The organism is Streptomyces sp. HPF1205, from assembly GCF_020400825.1.
Lineage (GTDB): Bacteria > Actinomycetota > Actinomycetes > Streptomycetales > Streptomycetaceae > Actinacidiphila.
In genome coordinates, this window is sequence record NZ_JAINVH010000003.1 from 349,943 (window position 1) to 370,589 (window position 20,647).

Annotated in this window: 18 protein-coding genes; 8 read left to right on the forward strand and 10 right to left on the reverse strand. The window is 72.4% G+C overall.

Annotated features, from left to right (window positions below):
* Positions 1-167: 167 nt before the first annotated feature.
* The gene (locus K7G61_RS05595) at positions 168-2,036 is read right to left on the reverse strand and encodes a phosphatidylglycerol lysyltransferase domain-containing protein (protein ID WP_225845481.1); all 1,869 of its coding nucleotides are present in this window, start codon (positions 2,034-2,036) and stop codon (positions 168-170) included.
* Between the two features lie 218 nt (positions 2,037-2,254).
* On the opposite strand from K7G61_RS05595, the gene K7G61_RS05600 reads away from it, so the two are divergent.
* The gene (locus tag K7G61_RS05600; RefSeq protein WP_225845482.1) at positions 2,255-3,358 is read left to right on the forward strand and encodes an esterase family protein; all 1,104 of its coding nucleotides are present in this window, start codon (positions 2,255-2,257) and stop codon (positions 3,356-3,358) included.
* Between the two features lie 57 nt (positions 3,359-3,415).
* On the opposite strand, the gene folE is transcribed toward K7G61_RS05600, so the two are convergent.
* From folE to K7G61_RS05635, 7 genes are all read right to left on the reverse strand, one after another.
* Complete coding sequence (gene folE / locus K7G61_RS05605) at positions 3,416-4,024, reverse strand: GTP cyclohydrolase I FolE (RefSeq protein ID WP_225845483.1); 609 nt, start codon at positions 4,022-4,024, stop codon at positions 3,416-3,418.
* Positions 4,025-4,247: 223 nt separating this feature from the next.
* A complete protein-coding gene (gene ftsH, locus K7G61_RS05610) occupies positions 4,248-6,296 on the reverse strand; it encodes an ATP-dependent zinc metalloprotease FtsH (protein ID WP_225845484.1) in 2,049 nt (682 codons plus the stop codon).
* 220 nt (positions 6,297-6,516) lie between these two features.
* Complete coding sequence (gene hpt / locus K7G61_RS05615) at positions 6,517-7,071, reverse strand: hypoxanthine phosphoribosyltransferase (protein ID WP_308190592.1); 555 nt, start codon at positions 7,069-7,071, stop codon at positions 6,517-6,519.
* Between the two features lie 21 nt (positions 7,072-7,092).
* Positions 7,093-8,088, reverse strand: a complete 996-nt coding sequence (gene tilS / locus K7G61_RS05620) for a tRNA lysidine(34) synthetase TilS (protein WP_225845485.1) — start codon at positions 8,086-8,088, stop codon at positions 7,093-7,095.
* Positions 8,089-8,259: 171 nt separating this feature from the next.
* Positions 8,260-9,450 (reverse strand): zinc-dependent metalloprotease, encoded by a 1,191-nt coding sequence (locus tag K7G61_RS05625; RefSeq protein WP_225845486.1) that lies wholly within the window; start codon positions 9,448-9,450, stop codon positions 8,260-8,262.
* A gap of 213 nt (positions 9,451-9,663) precedes the next feature.
* A complete protein-coding gene (locus K7G61_RS05630; protein ID WP_225845488.1) occupies positions 9,664-10,359 on the reverse strand; it encodes a DUF899 family protein in 696 nt (231 codons plus the stop codon).
* A 470-nt stretch (positions 10,360-10,829) separates the two neighbouring features.
* On the reverse strand, positions 10,830-11,321 hold the full coding sequence (locus K7G61_RS05635) for an inorganic diphosphatase (protein WP_225845489.1): 492 nt from the start codon (positions 11,319-11,321) through the stop codon (positions 10,830-10,832).
* Between the two features lie 57 nt (positions 11,322-11,378).
* On the opposite strand from K7G61_RS05635, the gene dacB reads away from it, so the two are divergent.
* The 3 genes from dacB to K7G61_RS05650 all read left to right on the forward strand — a co-directional run bounded on the left by dacB (position 11,379) and on the right by K7G61_RS05650 (position 13,991).
* On the forward strand, positions 11,379-12,788 hold the full coding sequence (dacB, locus tag K7G61_RS05640) for a D-alanyl-D-alanine carboxypeptidase/D-alanyl-D-alanine-endopeptidase (RefSeq protein ID WP_225845491.1): 1,410 nt from the start codon (positions 11,379-11,381) through the stop codon (positions 12,786-12,788).
* Positions 12,789-12,913: 125 nt separating this feature from the next.
* Positions 12,914-13,675 (forward strand): MerR family transcriptional regulator, encoded by a 762-nt coding sequence (locus tag K7G61_RS05645; RefSeq protein WP_225845492.1) that lies wholly within the window; start codon positions 12,914-12,916, stop codon positions 13,673-13,675.
* 40 nt (positions 13,676-13,715) lie between these two features.
* Positions 13,716-13,991: a type II toxin-antitoxin system prevent-host-death family antitoxin gene (locus tag K7G61_RS05650; protein WP_225845494.1), complete on the forward strand. Its 276-nt coding sequence runs from the start codon at positions 13,716-13,718 to the stop codon at positions 13,989-13,991.
* A 191-nt stretch (positions 13,992-14,182) separates the two neighbouring features.
* Here the strand turns inward: K7G61_RS05650 and K7G61_RS05655 are convergent, their stop codons facing one another.
* On the reverse strand, positions 14,183-15,721 hold the full coding sequence (locus K7G61_RS05655) for a threonine/serine exporter ThrE family protein (protein ID WP_225845496.1): 1,539 nt from the start codon (positions 15,719-15,721) through the stop codon (positions 14,183-14,185).
* Between the two features lie 142 nt (positions 15,722-15,863).
* Positions 15,864-16,580, reverse strand: coding sequence for a DedA family protein (locus K7G61_RS05660; protein ID WP_225845497.1), 717 nt, complete (start codon positions 16,578-16,580; stop codon positions 15,864-15,866).
* Positions 16,581-16,901: 321 nt separating this feature from the next.
* Between K7G61_RS05660 and K7G61_RS05665 the strand changes: the two genes are divergently transcribed.
* The 4 genes from K7G61_RS05665 to K7G61_RS05680 all read left to right on the forward strand — a co-directional run bounded on the left by K7G61_RS05665 (position 16,902) and on the right by K7G61_RS05680 (position 20,577).
* Entirely contained in the window at positions 16,902-18,371 is a 1,470-nt protein-coding gene (locus tag K7G61_RS05665; RefSeq protein ID WP_225845499.1) for an ABC transporter ATP-binding protein, read from the forward strand.
* A 41-nt stretch (positions 18,372-18,412) separates the two neighbouring features.
* Positions 18,413-18,778, forward strand: a complete 366-nt coding sequence (locus K7G61_RS05670) for a YbjQ family protein (RefSeq protein ID WP_225845501.1) — start codon at positions 18,413-18,415, stop codon at positions 18,776-18,778.
* Positions 18,779-18,882: 104 nt separating this feature from the next.
* Positions 18,883-20,283 (forward strand): glutamate decarboxylase, encoded by a 1,401-nt coding sequence (locus K7G61_RS05675; protein WP_225845503.1) that lies wholly within the window; start codon positions 18,883-18,885, stop codon positions 20,281-20,283.
* 78 nt (positions 20,284-20,361) lie between these two features.
* Entirely contained in the window at positions 20,362-20,577 is a 216-nt protein-coding gene (locus K7G61_RS05680; protein WP_225845504.1) for a dodecin, read from the forward strand.
* The last annotated feature ends 70 nt before the right edge of the window (positions 20,578-20,647 follow it).

Here is a 20,647-nt window from a genome sequence, read left to right on the forward strand (position 1 = left end):
GCGGGCCCGGCGGCGCGCCGGGTGGCGTACGTGTAGGGCTCATGGGGCCAGCCTAGGGCGTCGCGAGCCGGTGAAGCTTCCCGGCCGCGGCACCGGCGGCGTGGCCCGGCGATCCGGGCCACGCCCCGGTCGCGCCCGCCGGGCGGGGTGTGCGGCGGGCGCCGGGGTCACGCGACGGCGCTGTGCCGCTCGGCGGCCGGGTCGTCCTCCGCGGCGGCTCCCGGCTCGGCGGCGTACCCGGGCTTGTGGCGGTGCGTGGTGCGCTTGGCGCGGCCGGGCAGGAACCGCTGGACGGCCTGCGGCAGCGGCAGGGAGAGGGTGACGAAGCCCTCGGCCTGCATGATGGCGAAGCCGATCCTGGGCAGGTCGCGGTTGCCCGGGAAGACCAGGAACCGCGGCACCCACTCGGGCTGGAACTTGGCGTTGAACTTGTACAGCGACTCGATCTGGAACCAGCGGGACAGGAACACCAGCAGGCCGCGCCAGCCGCGCAGCACCGGTCCCGCGCCGATCCGCTCGCCGCGGGCCAGGGCCGAGCGGAACATCGCGAAGTTCAGCGAGACCCGCGCGACGCCCAGCCTGGGCGCCTCCTGGAGGGCGGCGACGATCAGCAGCTCGTTGAGACCGGGGTCGGCGGCGCGGTCGCGGCGCATCAGCTCCAGGGACATGCCGTCCTCGCCCCAGGGCACGAAGTGCAGCACGGCCCGCAGGTCGCCCAGCTCCGGGTGCGGGGCGCCCGGCTCGCGCTCCTTGTGGGCGGTGACGACCACGCAGTCGCCGTCGGCCTCCTCGCCGAACCGGCCCAGCGCCATCGAGAAGCCGCGTTCGGTGTCGGTGCCGCGCCAGGCGTCGGCGGCCAGGCGGACCGCCTGCTTCTCGTCCTCGGTGAGCTCCCGGACCCGGCGCACCCTGGTCTCGTATCCCGACCGCTCGATGCGCTTGACCATCTGGCGGACGTTGCGCATGGCGCGGCCCTCCAGGGTGAACTCCGCGGTCCTGACGATGGCCTCGTCGCCGAGTTCCAGCGCGTCCAGGCCGGTCTCGCGGGTCCACACCTCGCCGCCGGTCTCGCTGCAGCCGACGACCGCGGGCAGCCAGGCGTGCGCCCGGGCCAGCTCCATGTACTGCTCGATGGCCCCCGGCCACGCCTCGACGTCGCCGATGGGGTCGCCGCTGGCGAGCATCACGCCGGAGACCACCCGGTAGCAGACGGCGGCCTTGCCGCTGGGCGAGAAGACCACGGACTTGTCGCGGCGCAGCGCGAAGTGGCCCAGCGAGTCGCGGCCGCCGTGGCGGGCCAGCAGGGCGCGCAGCCGGTCCTCCTCGGCCTCGCTGAGCTCGGCGACGGGGCGGGCCGGGCGCAGCAGCAGGTAGGCGGTGGAGCAGGCGATGAGCAGGCCGAGGCCGCCCAGCGAGTACGCCACGATGTCGTTGACCCGGTCGCTGGTGTACTGCACCGGGCCGACCACGCCGAACAGGCCGTAGAGCACGTGCTGGCAGCGGTCGAGGAAGCCGGGGTTGCCCCGCTCGGAGGACGGGTGGGCGCTGGTGATGACCAGGCCGAGCGAGAAGGCCAGGGCGCTGAGGCCGACGAAGTTGGCGCCGGCCCGCCAGCGGGTGCGCGGGTCGGACAGGGCGGTGAACTCGGCGCGGTTGACCACGAGCAGCACCAGCAGGCCCAGCGAGACGAGGGCGCCGAAGACCGAGTGCCGGTAGATGAGCTGGGTGGCGGCGCCGACCGGCAGCAGCGCCACGGTGGCCCACCAGGCCCGCTGCTTACCGCGTTTGAGGCCGTGCGCGAGCATCAGCAGCAGGATGCCGGTCACGACGGAGGTGGCGGCGGCCAGGGAGCTGACGGTGCCCGGGAAGACGGCGGCCAGGGCGTGCATCCGGCCGTTGCGCATGCCGGGGAACACCGCGCCGACGACGTCGAGGAGGCCGATCACCGCCGCGCCGGTGCCCATGATCACCGGTACGGCGGACGGCCGCGGCACCCACCGGTTCAGCCTGCGGCCGGCGACACGGTCAGCGGACATGATCACCCGCCTGGGGAACCCGGAGCATGTTTTCACCCTCTAGCTGAGCAGACATGGGTCACCAAACCCGACATCGCCGGAATCGCGGGGTTTCGGGAGAACATCCCGCAATCTTCTCCAGTACGAATAATTTGCGCCCTCTAGGACGGCAGCCCGGCCCGCCGGGTTCCCTCCTGGGAGGCGCAACTGGGCGCGACACGGAAAGTACACCTGCAGACATGGGTCTCACGAGCAAGAAGGTGCTGCTCCTGGCATTCGTCCTGGCGCTGGTGCTGTTCGGCCTCACCGTATGGCTGTGGCCGCGGCTGGGCCGACGCGGGGTGCTGCCCGTCCTCGGCCGGGTGGGCGCGCTGCTGGGAACCCAGCTGTCCATGATCGCCGCACTGGGGCTGTGGGCCAACTACTCCTTCGGCTTCTACGCCTCCTGGGCGGACCTGCTCGGCGAGAACACCACGCCGGGCGTGGTGGTGGACCACAGCAACGGCCGCAGCACCCTGCGGCTGCTCGGGACGCTGACCGTCGGCGGCCCCGGCGGCGGCGTGCCGACCGTCGGCGGCCAGATCCAGAAGGTGGTGATCTCGGGGCCGGCCTCGCGGCTCGGCAGCACGGCCTACGTGTACCTGCCGCCGGAGTACTTCCGCGATCCCGGGCGGCGCTTCCCGGCGGCGGTGGTGCTCACCGGCTACCCGGGGACGGCCGAGGCGCTGTTCAAGAAGATGCACTACCCGCAGGTGGCGGCGCACGAGGTGCACGAGGGGCAGGCGCAGCCGATGGTGCTGGTGATGATGCGGCCCACCGTCGTACCGCCGCGGGACACCGAGTGCATGAACGTGCCGCGCGGGCCGCAGACCGAGACCTTCTTCGCCACCGACGTGCGGGACGCGATCAGCGGCCGCTACCGGGTCGGCACGGCGGCGGCGAACTGGGGCGTGATCGGCGACTCCACCGGCGGGTACTGCGCGCTGAAGATGGCCCTGCAGGAGCCCGGGGACTTCTCGGCGGCCGTGGCGCTGTCGGCGGACTACGCGGCGCCCAAGGACGCCACGACGGGCGACCTGTTCGGCGGCAGCAAGGCCGTACGGCAGCAGAACGACCTGGCCTGGCGGCTGCGCCACCTGCCGCAGCCGCGGGTGAGCCTGCTGGTGACCAGCAGCAGGAAGGGCGAGAAGAACTACCGGGCGACGGTGCGGTTCATAGGGCTGGTCAGGACCCCGGCCCGGGTCTCGTCGATCATCCTGCCGAGCGGCGGCCACAACTTCGGCACCTGGTCGCGCGAGATACCGCCGGCGATGCAGTGGCTCAGCGACCACCTGACGCCCTGAGCGGCGGGCCCCGCGGCCGGCGTAGGCGGCGGACCCCGCGCCGCCCTGGGCGGCGCCCTACGACCGGCCGATGATCAGGCTCATCGCCTCGGCGCGGGTGGTGGCGTCACGCAACTGGCCGCGGACCGCGGAGGTGATGGTCTTCGCGCCGGGCTTACGGACCCCGCGCATCGTCATGCACATGTGCTCGCACTCGACCACGACGATGACCCCGCGCGGCTCCAGGATCTGCATCAGGGCGTCGGCGATCTGCGTGGTCAGCCGCTCCTGGACCTGCGGGCGGCGGGCGTAGACATCGACCAGCCGGGCGAGCTTGGACAGGCCGGTGATCTTGCCGGAGGCGGCCGGGATGTAGCCGACGTGGGCGACGCCGACGAAGGGCACCAGGTGGTGCTCGCAGGACGACATGACCTCGATGTCCTTGACCAGCACCATCTCGTCGTGGCCCAGGTCGAAGGTGGTGGTCAGGACGTCCTGCGGACGCTGCCACAGGCCGGCGAATATCTCGCGGTACGCCCGCGCGACCCGGGCCGGGGTCTCCCGCAGGCCCTCGCGGTCCGGGTCCTCGCCGACGGCGTACAGCAGCTCGCGGATCGCGGCCTCGGCCCGCTTCTCGTCGAACTCCCCGGCCGGTCTGTCGTCGTGGAGCGTCACCGGATCGGTCATGCTGTGTCGTTCCTCCTGCGCTCGGGCGTCCTCCGCCGCCGCCCGGAAACGGGTTCCGGACAAAGGCCGCGGCCCCAAGGCTAGAACCCTGGGGCCGCGGATCGCATTCCGGTCCGGTCCGGACCTGCGGTGTGAGCTGTGATTCCGCTCTCGTCGGGAGTCCCGCCGGGGGTCCCGTCGGGAGCCTCACCGGGACTCGCGTCCCGGCTGTCGTCCCGGCTCGTCAGCTCTCGGAGCCGCCGTCCTCCGGCAGCTCCACCGGCTCGGCCGGCTTGGTGGTGGACACCGTGGAGCGGGTCGCGCCGTTGGCGGGCTGGCTGCCGTTGGTCAGCGCCAGCTCCTTCGGCGACAGCACCGGCGGCCGGGTGGACGGCGCCCGGCGGGCGGAGCCGGTCCAGGCCGGACGCGGCGGACGCTTGACGACCGGGGCGAAGATCTCGGCGATCTCCTCCTTGTTCAGCGTCTCCCTCTCCAGCAGGGCCAGCACGAGGTTGTCCAGGACGTCCCGGTTCTCCACCAGGATCTCCCAGGCCTCGTTGTGCGCCGTCTCGATGAGCTTCTTGACCTCCTCGTCGACCAGCCCGGCGACCTCTTCGGAGTAGTCGCGCTGGTGACCCATCTCACGGCCCAGGAACGGCTCGGAGTTGTCGGAGCCGAACTTGATCGCGCCGAGCCGCTCGGTCATGCCGTACTGCGTGACCATGGCGCGGGCGGTGGCGGTGGCCTTCTCGATGTCGTTGGAGGCGCCGGTGGTCGGGTCGTGGAAGACGAGCTCCTCCGCGGCCCGGCCGCCCATCATGTACGCGAGCTGGTCGAGCATCTCGTTGCGCGTGGTGGAGTACTTGTCCTCGTCGGGCAGCACCATGGTGTAGCCCAGGGCGCGGCCGCGGGAAAGGATCGTCACCTTGTGGACCGGGTCGGAGCTCGGCGAGGCCGCCGCGACCAGGGCGTGGCCGCCCTCGTGGTACGCGGTGATCTTCTTCTCCTTGTCCGACATGATCCGGGTGCGCTTCTGCGGACCGGCCACGACGCGGTCGATGGCCTCGTCGAGGGTGCTGTTGTCGATCAGCTTCTTGTCGCTGCGGGCGGTCAGCAGCGCCGCCTCGTTGAGCACGTTGCTCAGGTCGGCGCCGGTGAAGCCGGGGGTGCGGCGGGCGACGGCCATGAGGTCGACGTCCGGTGCGATCGGCTTGCCCTTCTGGTGAACGGTGAGGATCTCCAGGCGGCCCTGCAGGTCCGGCGGGTCCACCGCGATCTGCCGGTCGAAGCGGCCCGGGCGCAGCAGCGCCGGGTCGAGGATGTCGGGCCGGTTGGTCGCGGCGATGAGGATCACGCCGCCCTTGACGTCGAAACCGTCCATCTCGACCAGCAGCTGGTTCAGCGTCTGCTCGCGCTCGTCGTGGCCGCCGCCGAGGCCCGCGCCGCGGTGCCGGCCGACGGCGTCGATCTCGTCGACGAAGACGATCGCCGGGGCGTTCGCCTTGGCCTGCTCGAACAGGTCGCGGACCCGGCTCGCGCCGACACCGACGAACATCTCGACGAAGTCGGAGCCGGAGATCGAGTAGAACGGCACGCCCGCCTCACCGGCCACGGCCCTGGCCAGCAGGGTCTTGCCGGTACCCGGGCGGCCGTAGAGCAGCACGCCCTTGGGGATCTTGGCGCCGACGGCCTGGAACTTCGCGGGCTCCTGGAGGAACTCCTTGATCTCCTGGAGCTCCTCGACGGCCTCGTCGCACCCGGCCACGTCGGCGAACGTCGTCTTCGGGGTGTCCTTGGTGATCAGCTTGGCCTTGGACTTCCCGAACTGCATGACGCGCGAGCCGCCGCCCTGCATCTGGTTCATCAGGAAGAGGAAGACCACCACGATCAGCACGAACGGCAGCAGCGACAGCAGGATGCCGACGAAGGCGTTCTGCTTGGACTGCGAGACGGTGTAGTGCCCGGGGAGGCTGACTCCCTTGACGTCGCCGTTCTCGATGCTCTGCAGCTTCGTGGCGAGGTCGGCGCCCTGGCGGCCGATGTACGTCGCCCGGATCTTGTTGCTGCCCTCGATCTTGACGCCGTCCTTGAGCTGCACCTTGATGGAGTTGTCGTCCCCGGTGGTGAGCTGGGCGTTGTCGGCCTTGTTCGTGTCGATCGCGTTGACGACCACGCCGGTGTCTACCGTCTTGTAGCCGCCGCCGGAACCGACGACCTGCATCAACACGACCACGGCGAGGACGACCAGCACGATCCACATGACTGGCCCACGGAAATAGCGCTTCACGTCCATCCATGCGGGGCGCTCACGCCCCGTCCCTCCTGCCACTGTGAGGCTCCGCGCCGATTGGCAGCGCGTGCATCCGGTGTATTGACCCGACCTTCGGACCGTACCCCAGCATTGTCACCCGAGGTTGCCGCAGACCGTTAACAAACCCGCTTTCCCCTGCTCCAACGCCGGGAAACCGTCAAGGGTTCCCCCGTTCACCCGGGGCGTACGGGCGGCGCGGGGCTCAGCCGCCGTACACGTGCGGGGCCAGGGTGCCCACGAACGGCAGGTTGCGGTACTTCTCCGCGTAGTCCAGGCCGTAGCCGACCACGAACTCGTTGGGGATGTCGAAACCAGTGTATTTCACATCGATCTCGACCTTGGCCGCCTCGGGCTTGCGCAGCAGGGTGCAGACCTCCAGGGAGGCCGGGCCGCGCGAGCCCAGGTTGCTGATCAGCCAGGACAGGGTCAGCCCGGAGTCGATGATGTCCTCGACGATGAGGACGTGCCGGCCGGCGATGTCGGTGTCCAGGTCCTTGAGGATCCGCACCACGCCGGAGGACTTGGTGCCGGCGCCGTAGGAGGACACCGCCATCCAGTCCATGGTCACGTTGCTGGACAGGGCGCGCGCCAGGTCGGCCATCACCATGACCGCGCCCTTGAGGACGCCGACGATCAGCAGATCCCGTCCCGCGTAGTCCCGGTCGATCTCGGCGGCCAGCTCCACCAGCTTGGCCTCGATGTCTTCCTTGGAGACGAGCACCTTCTCCAGGTCGGTGCCCATGTCGATCTCGTTCACTGCGCGGTACATCCTCAGGGTCTACGACGGCGAGAAGAACAGTCTGCCATTCGACCTGAGGACGGCGACGCCCCCGGGCAGGTTGATGGCCTTCTGCCCGCGCCAGCCGGTGACCAGGCGGTCCACCTCCTCGATGTGCCGGGCGAACAGGAAACCCGGCGGCGACCCCGCGGCCACGGCCGCCCGGCGCAGCACGCGGCGGCGCACGGCCGGCGGCAGCCCGTGCAGCCGCGCGACGTCCAGGCTGCCGTCCTCGGCCGCCGCCTGGCCCTGGGCGTCGGCGGCCCACTGGTCGAGGGCGTCCGCGTCGTCCCTGGAGAGCTGAGCGGTCCTGGCCAGCGCCTCCACCACCCCCTTGCCCAGCGACTTCTCCAGCACCGGCAGCGCCTCGTGGCGGACCCGGGAGCGGGTGTACGCGGGGTCGTGGTTGTGCGGGTCCTCCCAGACCGTGATGCCCTGCGCGAGGCAGCCCTGCCGCACGGTGTCGCGGTCCAGCAGCAGGAAGGGGCGGCGGTAGCGGCCGCCCACCCCGGAGACCGCGGCCATGCCGGACAGCGAGCGGATGCCGGAGCCCCTGGCCAGGCCGAGAAGCACCGTTTCTGCCTGGTCGTCGCGGGTGTGGCCGAGCAGGACGGCGGCGGCGCCGCGGCGCTCGGCGGTGGCGTCCAGCGCCGCGTACCGCGCGTCGCGGGCGGCGGCCTCAGGACCGCCCTGGCGGCCGACCTTCACGCCGACGGTGTCGACCGGGTCGAGCCCCAGCTCGCGCAGCCGCTCCGCGACCTCCCGGGCACGCAGGTCGGAGCCGGCCTGCAGGCCGTGGTCGACGGTGACGGCTCCGGCGCGCACGCCGAGGCGGGGCGCCTCGAAGGCCAGCGCGGCGGCCAGCGCCATGGAGTCGGCTCCGCCGCTGCAGGCGGCGAGCACGAGCGGGCCGGGGTCGGCGGACGCGGTGAGGACGTCGTGCAGGACGCGACGGACGGCCAGGCGTATCGCCGCGACCGTGGGGTGGGGTCCCATGTCCGGTTCCCTCCTGGGGAGGTGGTGGGTGCTGGGCGAGCTCGGGGGGAGAGCTCGGGGAGATGACGCAGGGTATTCAGATGGTGACAGAAGCCCGGGCATTACCCGAGCATCGCACGCGCCACCCCGCGCAGCGCTCCCTCGGACGGGTGAACCCGATGGGCGCTTCGGTCACGTGTCGCCGCGCCGGTGCACCCGCGCGACCCAATCCGCCGGTTTGGCGATCTCCGCCTTGGTCGGCAGGGTGTTCGGCGAGGTCCACACCCGGTTGAAGCCGTCCATGCCGACCTCGTCGACCACGGCCCGGACGAACCGCTCGCCGTCGCGGTACTGGCGCAGCTTGGCGTCCAGCCCCAGCAGCCTGCGCAGCGCCTGGTCGAGCCGGCCCGCGCCGCTGGCCCGCCGCTGGGTGAACTTCTCCCGGATCTCGGCGACGGTCGGCACGACGTCGGGCCCGACGCCGTCCATCACGTAGTCCGCGTGCCCCTCCAGCAGGGACATCACGGCGGTGAGCCGGCCCAGGATCTCCCGCTGGGACGGGGTCTGCACCAGGTCGACCAGGCTGCGCCCGTCGTCGTGGCGCTCGCCGGCGTCGCCGTCCTTGGCGTCCCTGCCGTCCCTGCCGCCCTGGCCGGTGAAGGACTGCACCGCCTCCCGGATCCGCTCGATCACGGTGGACGGGTCCAGCTCGGTCTCGCCGAGGAAGCCCTGGATCTCGCCCTCGATGTGGTCGCGCAGCCACGGCACCGCGGAGAACTGGGTGCGGTGGGTCTCCTCGTGCAGGCACACCCACAGCCGGAAGTCGTGCGGGTCCACGTCGAGTTCGCGCTCGACGTGGACGATGTTCGGCGCCACCAGCAGCAGCCGGCCGGCCTTGGACTCGCCCGGCCCGGGCTTGACCGGCCCGGCGGGCAGTTCGCGGGACGGCGGGGCGAAGGTCTCGTACTGGCCCAGCACCCGCGAGGACAGGAAGCTCAGCAGCATTCCGACCTCGACGCCGGTGACCTTGCCGCCGACCGTGCCGAGGACCACGCCGCCCGCGCCGCCGGGCCGGCGCGCCTGCATCTTGCCGAGCAGCGGCTTGAGGATCTCGCGGAACCCGGCCACGTTGGCCCGCACCCATCCGGGCCGGTCCACGATCAGCACCGGTGTGCCGTGCGGCGCCGCCTGCCCGCCGGCGTCCCCGTACATCTTGGTGTACGCCCTCACATGGGCCTCGGACGCCTGCGCGTGGCCGCGCAACTCGGCCACGATCGCCCGCGCCTCGTCCCGGCTCACCTCCGGCCCCGGCCGGGTCAGCCGCTGCGCGGTCGCCACGGCGAGGTTCCAGTCGACCATCTCGGTTCCACCGAAGCTCGTCATGTCTTCACGGTACGGTGCCGCTCCCGCTTTGGGGGTTCCACCTCGGATACGGGGTTCGCCGGGAGCCCCCGGCGACGCTTCCCCGGCTTGGGCGGCGGGGGCGGTTCGCCGGTCCGCCGCCCGGCCGCGGATGCGCCGCGGGGTTCGCCGGGAGCGCCCGGCAGGGGCGCGGGGTTCCCGGAGCCGCGCGGGGCGGCCGAGGTTCGCGGCACCTCAGCGGTCGGCCTCTCCGTACGCCTCCGCGATCTCCCGCGACGTCGCCCAGCGGCTGTAGGTCGGCGACTGGGGCCAGCCCTCGGGAGAGTCCTGCCACTCCTCCTGGCGGCCGTAAGGCAGGAGGTCGACAAGGCCGAACAGATGGCTCAGCTGCTCGGTGCCGCGGCCGTCGGTGTGCCAGGTGCGGTAGACCGTGTCGCCGTCGCGAAGGAACACGTTGACCGCGAATCCGCCGTTCGCCGGGGCGCCGACATCGGCGCCGAACGTGCTGTCCGCCGTCGAGTACCACGTCATCGTGTTGCCCACCTTGCGCTTGTAGGCGAGCGCCTGGTCGATCGGGCCCTGGGTGACGATCACGAACCGGGCGTCGAACTTCTCCAGCCCCGCGAGCCGGGTGAACTGAGAGGTGAAGCCGGTGCAGCCTGCGCACTGCCATTCGGCGTCCTCGCGCCACATGTGGCTGTAGACGATCAGCTGCGGGTGATCGCCGAAGATCTCGGCGAGCCGGACCGGGCCGTTCTCGCCCTCCAGTACGTAGTCGGGCATCTTCACCATCGGCAGCCGGCGGCGCTGGGCCGCGATGGCGTCGAGCTCACGGGTGGCGGCCTTCTCCCGCACGCGCAGCGCGGCCAGCTCTTTGTTCCAGGTGGCGGCGTCGACGACGGGCGGCAAGGCGTTTTTGCTGGTGGACATCGTGTCTCCGGTGAAGTCGGGTTCCTTTGCGGAGGTACCGACTCCCGCTCCGGTCGGAACTCATCGGTCGGCCCACACGCCCGGTGGGCCTGTTGAACACCTGATGCCGACTGACACGTCCACGCCGCTGCTCGGCCGCTCGCGTCCGCACCCTGATCGTCACCGCGCCGTCCGCGGTGCGGGACACGCTGCGCGGGCTGTGCGCGCGAGAGCTGGTCGACACCCTGGCCGGCTCCCGCCCGAGCGGTGAACGGAACGGCCCGGATCAAGGACGCGGACAAGGAGATCGGGCCGCTCGGCCCCGCGGTGGGCTCTTCGCGCTGGGGGCACCCCTCTGGGGGACCCCAGCGCGAACAGCCACAGCGGATACGCTCCCGGCGGCCGCTCCCGGCGAACCCATGGGGCCCCGGCCGCTCCCGGCGAACCCTTGGAAGGGGGCGGCCCCGGCGGGTCCCGGCGGCCCGCGGGGCTCAGTGGGAGCCGTGTTCCTTCAGGCGGCGGAAGGACTCCTCGATCTCCGCCTCGGCCTCCGCGCGGCCGACCCAGTTGGCGCCCTCGACGGACTTGCCCGGCTCCAGGTCCTTGTAGACCTCGAAGAAGTGCTGGATCTCCAGCCGGTCGAACTCGCTGACGTGGTGGATGTCGCGCAGGTGCTCCAGGCGCGGGTCCGACGCCGGAACGCAGAGCACCTTGTCGTCGCCGCCGGCCTCGTCGGTCATGCGGAACATGCCGATGGCGCGGCAGGTGATCAGGCAGCCGGGGAAGGTCGGCTCGTCGAGGATGACCAGGGCGTCCAGCGGGTCGCCGTCCTCGCCGAGGGTGTTCTCCACGAAGCCGTAGTCGGCCGGGTAGCTGGTCGAGGTGAAGAGCCTGCGGTCCAGCCGGATACGACCCGTCTCGTGGTCCACCTCGTACTTGTTGCGCGAACCCTTCGGGATCTCGATCGTGACGTCGAACTCCAAGGCCCTACTCCTCAATGATCAGCGCGTAATGCGGGTGATTAAGTGTCTCCCACGCGGATGAGTGGTCGTGAAAGGGGCTGGTCGGCGGTGCCGGTGGGCAGGACGTGGCAGGTCGTCGCGGGTTCGGCCGCGATAGGTCTGGCGGTGGCCGCCGGGGCGGTGGCCGCGGCCGGGCCGTGGGAGTCGGGCCAGCGTACGGCGGAGCGGGCGTACGCCGCCGCGCGGGACCACCACGGCGGCCGCCCCGCCCCCGGCCCCGCCGCACCGGCGCCCGGGGCGCTGCCGTCCGCGCGTCCCGCCGCCCCCGTCCTCGTACCGGCGCGGACGAGCGGGTCCGGGGCCCCGGCGGCGGCGCCCGCGCGGCAGCTGGACCGGATGATGTCGACCGCCGGCCTGGGGCACGTCACGACCGGCGCGGTGGTGGACGTGGCCGACGGGCGGCTCGTGTACGACCACGGGGGCGCCGTGGCGACCACGCCCGCGTCGGTCACCAAGCTGGCCACCGCCGTGGCCGCGCTCGAACTGCTCGGCCCCGACCACCAATTGACCACCACGGTGGTGATGACGGGGCCGGCCCGCGTGGTGCTGGTCGGCGGCGGCGACCCGACACTGGAGCTGCCGCGGCTGGCCGCCGACACCGCCGCGGCCCTGAAGGCGCGCAAGGCCACCAGGGTCACCGTCGGCTACGACACCTCGTACTTCTCCGGGCCGCTGATGCACCCCATAGGCGTCAACGAGAACCTCGCGCCCGTCACCGCGCTCATGGTCGACGAGGGCCGGCTGGACGGCAGCAGCGCGGGGCCCGCGCAGCGCGCGCAGGATCCGGCCGGGTCGGCGGCGGCCGAGTTCGCCGGGCTGCTCGCCGCGCACGGCATCACGGTCAAGGGGTCGCCCCGGCCAGCCCGCGGCTCGGGCGGCGCCGTCCTGGCCGTCCACCGGTCGGCGGCCCTGTCGGACCTGGTGGAGCGCATGCTCACCAACAGCGACAACGACCTGGGCGAGGCGCTGGCCCGGCAGGTGGCGCGGGCGAGCGGCCTGCCCGCCTCCTTCTCCGGCGGGGCCCGGGCGGTCTCGCAGGTCCTGCGGCACGTCGGCGTACCGCTGCCCGGCGCGTCCTTCCACGACGGCAGCGGCCTGGACCACCGCGACCGCCTCGCGCCCGTCACGCTGGCCCGCCTGCTGGCGCTCGCGGCGGCGCCCGGCCACCCCGAACTGCGGCCCGTGCTGAGCGGGCTGCCCGTGGCCGCCTTCACCGGCACCCTGTCCGACCGGTACCGCGGCAGCGCCGCGGCCGGCCTCGTCCACGCCAAGACGGGCACGCTCACCGGCACCAACACCATCGCGGGCACCACGGTCACCGCCGACGGCCGGGTGCTGGCCTTCGCCTTCATGACCCAGGGCGCGCCCGACTCCGGCGCCGCCGAGGCCGCCCTCGACAAGCTGGCCACGGCGCTGACGGCGTCCTGAGGCGGCGCCTGGCGGGGCGGGCGCGGGCAGACGCGGGCGGGCGGCCCGGAAAACCGGGCTTGCACCTCACGTGGCGTGAGGGGCCAGGCTCGTGGGCGACAGGAAAGCCGGAGAGGAGGGGAGCCATGGGCTGGTCGGTGGGAGAGGTCGCCGCCTTCGCCGGGGTCAGCGTGCGCACGCTGCACCACTACGACGAGATCGGGCTGCTGCGGCCGCGGGCGCGCAGCCGCGCCGGTCACCGCAGGTACGACGACGCCGATCTGGACCGGCTGCAGCAGATCCTGTTCTACCGGGAGCTGGGCTTCCCCCTCGACGAGGTCGCGGCACTGCTGGACGACCCCGACGCGGACCCCGTGGCGCTGCTGCGCCGCCAGTACGAGTTGCTGACCGCCCGCGCCGAACGCCTCCAGCAGATGGCCGAGGCCGTCCGACGAGCCATGGAGGCACGCACGATGGGAATCCATCTGACGCCCGAGGAGAAGTTCGAGGTGTTCGGGGACTACGACCCCGATCGGCACGCCGAGGAGGTGCGGGAGCGCTGGGGCAACACCGAGGCGTACGCGCAGTCGCAGGCGCGCGCCGCCTCGTACGCCAAGGAGGACTGGCTGCGGATCAAGGCCGAGCAGGACGACTGGGCCGCCCGGATCGTCGCGGCGCGCGACGCGGGGGAACCCGCGGACGGCCCGGCCGCGATGGACCTGGCCGAGGAGCACCGGCGGGCGGTGAACCGCTTCTACTACGACTGCGACCACCGCATGCACACCTGCCTGGCCGAGATGTACGTGGCCGACCCGAGGTTCACGGCGTTCTACGAGTCCCTCGGCCCGGGCATGGCCCGGTACCTGCACGACGCGATCCTGGCGAACGCGGCGCGTCGGGCGACGTGATCGCCGGCTGTACACACCCGCCGGTGTGTACGGTCCAGGTATGGAGATCCGTCCACTCGTCACGGCGAGGAACCAGCTCGGGCAGCTCGTCGGCCGGGTCCGGCACGGTCATGAGCACTTTGTGATCAGTGCATACGGCGAGCCGGCGGCCGCACTGATTCCGATGGAGGAACTCGACGAACTGCGACGCCTGCGCGACGCGGCCGACGCCGCCGAGGCCCGGGCACGGGAGGCGGCGCCGACCGGTCCGCGGATGACCCATGACGCCTTCATGGCCGAGTTGGAGGCCGAGGATCGCCGGGCGGCCGCGTCGTGACCTTCACCGTGGTCTGGGAGACCCGTATCCGCCGGAAGCGCGGGCGTTGGGGGGCTCCGGCTACTGGCGACCGCGCGTGGGCACCTGGCGCGTCCTTCACCGCCCCGAGGAGGAGACCGTGACGGTGCTCGTTCCGAAGGTGGGGCGCGTTCCCTGAGCCGCGGAGCACGCGGTCGGGCCTGCGCACATCGCTAGAAGCCCCTGGTGCGTTTGGCCGCCTTGCGGGGGGCGGGCGGGCTGGGGGCCCTCAGGGCGACGCGGGCGATCTCGTTGCCGAGGTTGACGCCGATGGCGATGGCCATGGCCAGGGCGGCGGCCTTGGTGAGCTGGGTGGCGCCCTGGGAGGTGTGATGCTGGGTGAGAGCGAGCAGGCCGAAGTAGGTGGCGGAGCCCGGCAGGAGGGGGCCGATGGCGGCGGTGACGTACGGGAGCACGGAGACGTAGCGGTAGCGGGCCATGAGCTGGCCGAACAGGCCCACCAGGCCGGCCGCGGCGGCGGTGGAGGCGACCTGGTTGCCGTGCGCCTGCTGGTGGAGGACGCCGAAGACGGTCCAGGCGACGCCGCCGTTGAGGGTGGCCAGCGGCAGGACGCCGCGTTCGCACTGCAGCAGCACCCCGAAGGCGAGGCTGACCGCCATGGACGCGAGGAGCTGCACCCAGGGGTGGTCGTAGGCGCGCAGCGCCTGGTCCGGCCGGAGGTCGGCGCCCAGCGCGAGCCCGCCGTAAAGGATCAGGGTGACGCCGATGACGATGCCGACGACGAGGTAGGCGACCTCCAGCAGGCGGGCGGAGGCGGTGATGTAGAAGCCGGTCAGACCGTCCTGCACGGCCGCGACCAGCGCGCGGCCGGGCAGCAGCGCGAACAGGCCACCGGTGATGACGGCGGAGGACTGGACCCCGCTGGCGCCCGGGATCCAGTGCGCGTAGCGGTCCACCAGCACGCCCATCGCGGCCGCGGGCATCGCGGCCACGGCGAACTGGTAGAACTCCGGCAGCCCGCGCCCGGCGCACAGCCAGGCCAGCCGGTCACCGAGCATCGCGGCGACCGCCGCCGCCAGGAAGATCACCGCACCGCCGCCGACCAGCACGCTCGCCGCGCCCGCGAGAAGGCCCGCGGCCGCGGTCAGCGCCCAGCTGCTGTACGGGTGCCGGTTGCGCCGGATGTCCGCGAGCCTGCGATAGGCGTCCTCCAGCGTGGTCTCGTGCGCGGTGATCGAGTCCACGAGCTGGAACACCGCGGCCAGCCGGGTGTAGTCGGTGCCGCGCCGGCGGACGGTGCGGCTGATCGTCAGCGGCGGCTCGGTGAGCGAGGGCTGGTACGAGATGCCCAGCAGCGTGAAGGTGACGTTGGGCTCGACGCGGACCAGGCCGTAGGCGTAGGCCACGCCGAGCATCGCCGCCTCGACGTCCTCCGCGCCCTCACCGCCGGACAGCAGCAGGTCGCCGATGCGCAGGGCCAGGTCGAGTACGCGGGGTACGGACACGCCGGGCCCGGCCTCGGCCTGCCCGGCGGGGGCGGGCCGCTCGGTGGCGGGCAGCCGGATCATCGCGCGCATGCGGTCCTGCCAGCGCGCGTCCTCCGGCGGCAGGACGACCGTCGGGATGCCCTCGGGCGGGGTGAAGGCGGAACGTATCTCCTCGTACGGCACGTCCCGCGCCGACCGCGGCTCCTCCCTGCGCGCCGGCTCCCGGCCCGCCGGCTCCCGACCGGCCGGCTGCTGCCCGCCCATGCGTCCGGACCCACCCGTACGCCCGGACCCACCCGTACGCCCGGAACCGCCCGTACCCGTCGAGCCGCCCGGGCCGACCGGGCCGCTCGTTCCGTTCTCCCCGCTTCCGGCTCTTCCGGCGGGGCCTTGCGCGGTCAAGGGCTCAGCGCTTCTGGGCCCGGTGCCGGCCGCCGCGCGGGGCCGCGGCCGCCACGTCCTGGTCCGGGTCCGCCGCCCGCCCGCCCGCGTCCGCCGCCCGCGCGTTCTTCCCGCGCGAGCGCAGGTACTCCACGATCAGCGGGACGAGCGAGACGAGGACCACCAGGACGAGCATGGCCTCGATGTTCTTGTGGACGAAGCCGATCTGGCCCAGCCAGTAGCCGAGCAGCGTGACGCCCGCGCCCCACAGGGTGCCGCCCAGGACGTTGAAGGTGGCGAAGGTGCGGTAGTTCATCCGGCTGACCCCGGCGACGATCGGGGTGAAGGTGCGGACGATGGGCACGAAGCAGGCCATGACGATCGCCTTGGGTCCGTGCCGGTCGAAGAAGGCGTGCGCCTTGTCGACGTTCTCCCGCTTGAACAGTTTGGACTCGGGGCGCCGGAACAGCGCGGGGCCCACTTTGCGGCCGAACCAGTAGCCGGTCTGCTCGCCCGCGACCGCGGCCAGCGCGATGGCGGCGGCCACCAGCGCCAGGGGGTGGTTCAGGGTGCCGGAGGCGACCAGCAGACCGGTGGTGAACAGCAGCGAGTCGCCGGGCAGGAAGAAACCGATCAGCAGCCCCGACTCGGCGAAGACGACCAGCAGGACGCCCCACAGGCCGTAGGTGTTGATCAGGTGGTCCGGGTTCATCCAGGCGGGACCGAGCGCGAGGTTCGTCACGGTCCAAAACTATCAATGCGGTCCTGACACAATCGTTCCGCAACCGGTGAGTAGTGGACTACCTTCTCCGCAGCGTCACCCACGCATCGCCGCGTCGTCGTCGTGAGGCCACTTTCGTACGCCCACCTGCACGTACGTCACGTACGGCACGCACGTCCCATCCACCTCACAGCAGACTCCCAAAAAACGTCCGGCACGTCCACAGCAGGCCTTCGCAGCACGGCAATTCCCGCACGCCCGTAAGCACCGCACGCCCCGTAAGTACCGCGGAGCTCCCCCCACGTGCCCCGTCACATGTCCGACAACCTGGCGGCTCCCGTTATGACTCGCGCCATCACACTGCATGAAGTCTCGAAGTACTACCCGAAGCAGCCGTCACCGGCGGTGGACCGGTTCTCGCTGGACATCCCGCCGGGAGAGTTCCTGGTGCTGCTCGGGCCCTCGGGGTGCGGCAAATCCACCGTGCTCCGCATGATCGCCGGTCTTGAGGACATCACGACCGGCGAACTGCTTCTGGACGGCGAATACTCCAACGACCTGGCCCCCGGCGACCGCCGGATGGCCATGGTGTTCCAGAACTTCGCCCTCTACCCGAGCATGACCAGCCGGGAGAACATAGGTTTCCCGCTGCGCTTCGAGATGCCCGGCGAGGAGCACGGGGCCCGGGTCGACGAGACCGCGCGCATCCTCGGCATCGAGGAGATCCTGGACCGCTACCCCGGGCAGCTCTCCGGCGGTGAGCGGCAGCGCGTCGCGATGGGCCGGGCGATCTCCCGCCACCCGTCCGTCTTCCTGATGGACGAGCCGCTGTCGAACCTCGACGCGAAACTGCGCGCCCACCTGCGGGCCGAGATCGCCCGGCTGACCCGCGGCATGGGCGTGACCACGGTGTACGTCACGCACGACCAGGCCGAGGCGATGTCGCTCGGCGACCGGGTGGCGATCATGCGCAGCGGGGTGCTGCAGCAGGTCAGCACGCCGCGCGAGGCGTACCACCTGCCGGAGAACGTGTTCGTCGCCGCCTTCATCGGCACCCCGCGGATCAACCTGCTGCAGGCCACCGTGCTCGCCCCGCTCAGCGGCGGGATGTGGATCGACTTCGGCCGGCAGCGGCTGGGGCTGCCCGAGCCGCTGAGCTACGACCACCAGATGCTGCGCGTCCAGCAGGGCCGGCGGATCATCGTGGGCCTGCGCTCCGAGGCGGTGCGCATCGCCCAGCCGAGCCAGGCGCACGCCGGCGAGGTGGTGCTCAGCGGGATCGTGGAGCACGTGGAGTACCAGGGGCACGAGTCGCTGGTGCACCTCAACACCGGGTCGCGGCCGGCGGTGGTGCCGGAGCTGGAGGCGCCGCGGCCGGGCACGTCGAGCCAGCGGGCCGGCGCCCGCCGCGTGGGCGGCGGCTCCACCGGCCTGGGCAAGCTCGCGCAGAAGGCGGCCCGCAGGCTCCAGGCGACGATGCCGGCCCGGGACGGCGGGAACGGCGCGTCCGGCGGGGCGCACAGCGCCAACGGGTCCGGATCCGGGTCCCGGCCGGGTTCCGCGGGGGCGCCCGGCACACCGCCCCGCCCGTCGCAGGCGCCGGGCCAGTCCCAGGTCTCGGTGCTGGACCGGCCGGACGGCGGCCCGATCACGCAGCAGCCGGGCGACCTGGTGGTGCGTACCGGGCCGGACGTCCGGGTACGCCGCGGCGACCGGGTCCCCCTCCTGGTCGATCTGGCCCACCTCTACGTCTTCGACCACGAGGGCAACCGGATCTGCCCGGCCCCCACGGGCCAGCCGCGTCTGGAGTAACCCCGGCTGCGCCCCCGCCGCGGCCGGGGCAGGCTCCCCCCATGGGAATCGAGGAGTACGGCGGCGGGCAGGCGCAGGGCGCCGAGGTCCTGGTCGTGACCACCAACGAGGCGCCCGGCTTCCGGGTGGAGCGGGTGATCGGTGAGGTCTTCGGCCTCACCGTCCGCTCCCGGCACCTGGGCAGTCAGCTCGGCGCGGGCCTGAAGTCCATGGTGGGCGGCGAGTTGAAGGGCCTGACCAAGACGCTGGTGGAGACCCGCAACCAGGCGATGGAGCGCCTGGTCGACCAGGCCCGCGCCCGCGGCGCCAACGCGGTCCTGATGATGCGGTTCGACGTCACCGACGCGGCCGATTTGGGCACGGAGGTCTGCGCCTACGGCACGGCCGTGGTCCTGGCCCGCGCCTGACCCGGCCGCCCCTCCCCGGAAGGCCCTGCCGGACTGCGGGGTAGGTGTTCTGCTCGTAGGGTCGCTCGTGGGTACGGGCGCCGGGACGAACCGGGAGGACACGGATGTCGCTGCACAAGGGGTCGGGCGCCGAGTGGAAGGTGGCGGTCAACCCGTTCTACGGGGAGGCCGACCCGGTCGGCGGTATGGAGACGGCGCCGCCCAAGCACCGGCTCCCGGACGGCCCGATGGCCCCGCACGCCGCCTACCAGCTCGTGCACGACGAGCTGATGCTGGACGGCAACTCGCGGCTGAACCTGGCCACCTTCGTCACCACCTGGATGGAGCCGCAGGCCCGGGTGCTGATGGCCGAGTGCGCCGACAAGAACATGATCGACAAGGACGAGTACCCGCGCACCGCCGAACTGGAGCGCCGCTGTGTGTCGATGCTCGCCGACCTGTGGAACGCCCCCGACCCGGGCGCGGTCGTCGGCTGCTCGACCACCGGCTCGTCCGAGGCGTGCATGCTGGCCGGCATGGCGCTCAAGCGCCGCTGGGCCAAGCGCACCCCGGGCTACCCGGCCACCGCCCGGCCCAACCTGGTGATGGGCGCCAACGTGCAGGTGTGCTGGGAGAAGTTCTGCGCGTTCTGGGAGGTCGAGCCGCGGCTGGCCCCGGTCAGCGGCGACCGGCTGCACCTGGACGCCGAGTCGGCGGTGGCGCTGTGCGACGACAACACCATCGGCGTGGTGGCCGTGCTGGGCTCGACGTTCGACGGCTCGTACGAGCCGGTGGCCGAGATCTGCGCGGCCCTGGACGCGTACGAGGAGCGCACCGGCACGCACATCCCGGTCCATGTGGACGGCGCCTCCGGCGCGATGATCGCGCCCTTCCTCGACCCCGGCCTGGAGTGGGACTTCCGGCTGCCGCGGGTGGCGTCGATCAACACCTCGGGCCACAAGTACGGTCTGGTGTACCCGGGTGTGGGCTGGGCGCTGTGGCGCGACTCCGAGGCGCTCCCCGAGGAGCTGGTCTTCCGGGTCAACTACCTGGGCGGCGACATGCCGACCTTCGCCCTGAACTTCTCCCGGCCCGGCGCCCAGGTCGTCGCGCAGTACTACAACTTCGTACGGCTGGGCAGGGACGGCTACCGGGCCGTGCAGCAGGCCTCCCGCGACGTGGCGCGAACCCTGGCCGGCCGCTTCGAGCGCCTGGAGGAGTTCCGGCTGATCACGAAGGGCGACCAGCTACCGGTGTTCGCCGTGACGACGGCGCCCGACGTGACCTCTTTCGACGTCTTCGACGTCTCCCGGCGGCTGCGCGAGCAGGGCTGGCTGGTCCCGGCGTACACCTATCCGGCGAACCGCCAGGACCTGGCCGTGCTGCGCGTCGTGTGCCGCAACGGCTTCTCGGAGGACCTCGCCCACATGCTCGCCGACAGCCTCGAAGGCCTGCTGCCGGACCTGCGCCGCCAGCCCCACCCGCTGCATCCGACGGCACAGGCCGCCACCGCCTTCCACCACTGACCGACCACCGGCCGGCCGTCCGCCGACCGGCGACGTAGTGAGGACCGCCGCTCACCCCCGCACGGAAGGACCCCCACCATGTCCGAGCACACCTACCGCGTCACCGAGATCGTCGGCACCTCGCCCGAGAGCGTGGACGCCGCCGTCCGCAACGGCATCCACCGCGCCGGCAAGACGCTGCGCGGCCTGGACTGGTTCGAGATCACCCAGGTCCGGGGCCACATCGTGGAAGGCGACGTCGGGCACTACCAGGTCGGCCTGAAGGTCGGCTTCCGGCTGGAGGACCCGGAGTAGGAGCCGGAGCAGCCGCCGGCGGCCGTACGCCGAACGGGGGCGTTTCCCCGGACGGCGGCGCCCCGGACGG

What these genes read in the sequence shown, in the direction of transcription:
- K7G61_RS05645 (WP_225845492.1), top strand. Translation starts at nt 12,914, where the DNA reads ATGGGCTGGTCGGTGGGAGAGGTCGCCGCCTTCGCCGGGGTCAGCGTG.
- dacB (WP_225845491.1), top strand. Translation starts at nt 11,379, where the DNA reads ATGAGTGGTCGTGAAAGGGGCTGGTCGGCGGTGCCGGTGGGCAGGACG.
- K7G61_RS05595 (WP_225845481.1), bottom strand. Translation starts at nt 2,036, where the DNA reads ATGTCCGCTGACCGTGTCGCCGGCCGCAGGCTGAACCGGTGGGTGCCG.
- K7G61_RS05665 (WP_225845499.1), top strand. Translation starts at nt 16,902, where the DNA reads ATGACTCGCGCCATCACACTGCATGAAGTCTCGAAGTACTACCCGAAG.
- K7G61_RS05625 (WP_225845486.1), bottom strand. Translation starts at nt 9,450, where the DNA reads ATGACGAGCTTCGGTGGAACCGAGATGGTCGACTGGAACCTCGCCGTG.
- K7G61_RS05650 (WP_225845494.1), top strand. Translation starts at nt 13,716, where the DNA reads ATGGAGATCCGTCCACTCGTCACGGCGAGGAACCAGCTCGGGCAGCTC.
- tilS (WP_225845485.1), bottom strand. Translation starts at nt 8,088, where the DNA reads ATGGGACCCCACCCCACGGTCGCGGCGATACGCCTGGCCGTCCGTCGC.
- K7G61_RS05675 (WP_225845503.1), top strand. Translation starts at nt 18,883, where the DNA reads ATGTCGCTGCACAAGGGGTCGGGCGCCGAGTGGAAGGTGGCGGTCAAC.
- folE (WP_225845483.1), bottom strand. Translation starts at nt 4,024, where the DNA reads ATGACCGATCCGGTGACGCTCCACGACGACAGACCGGCCGGGGAGTTC.
- K7G61_RS05630 (WP_225845488.1), bottom strand. Translation starts at nt 10,359, where the DNA reads ATGTCCACCAGCAAAAACGCCTTGCCGCCCGTCGTCGACGCCGCCACC.
- K7G61_RS05680 (WP_225845504.1), top strand. Translation starts at nt 20,362, where the DNA reads ATGTCCGAGCACACCTACCGCGTCACCGAGATCGTCGGCACCTCGCCC.
- K7G61_RS05670 (WP_225845501.1), top strand. Translation starts at nt 18,413, where the DNA reads ATGGGAATCGAGGAGTACGGCGGCGGGCAGGCGCAGGGCGCCGAGGTC.
- K7G61_RS05600 (WP_225845482.1), top strand. Translation starts at nt 2,255, where the DNA reads ATGGGTCTCACGAGCAAGAAGGTGCTGCTCCTGGCATTCGTCCTGGCG.
- ftsH (WP_225845484.1), bottom strand. Translation starts at nt 6,296, where the DNA reads ATGGACGTGAAGCGCTATTTCCGTGGGCCAGTCATGTGGATCGTGCTG.
- K7G61_RS05655 (WP_225845496.1), bottom strand. Translation starts at nt 15,721, where the DNA reads ATGGGCGGGCAGCAGCCGGCCGGTCGGGAGCCGGCGGGCCGGGAGCCG.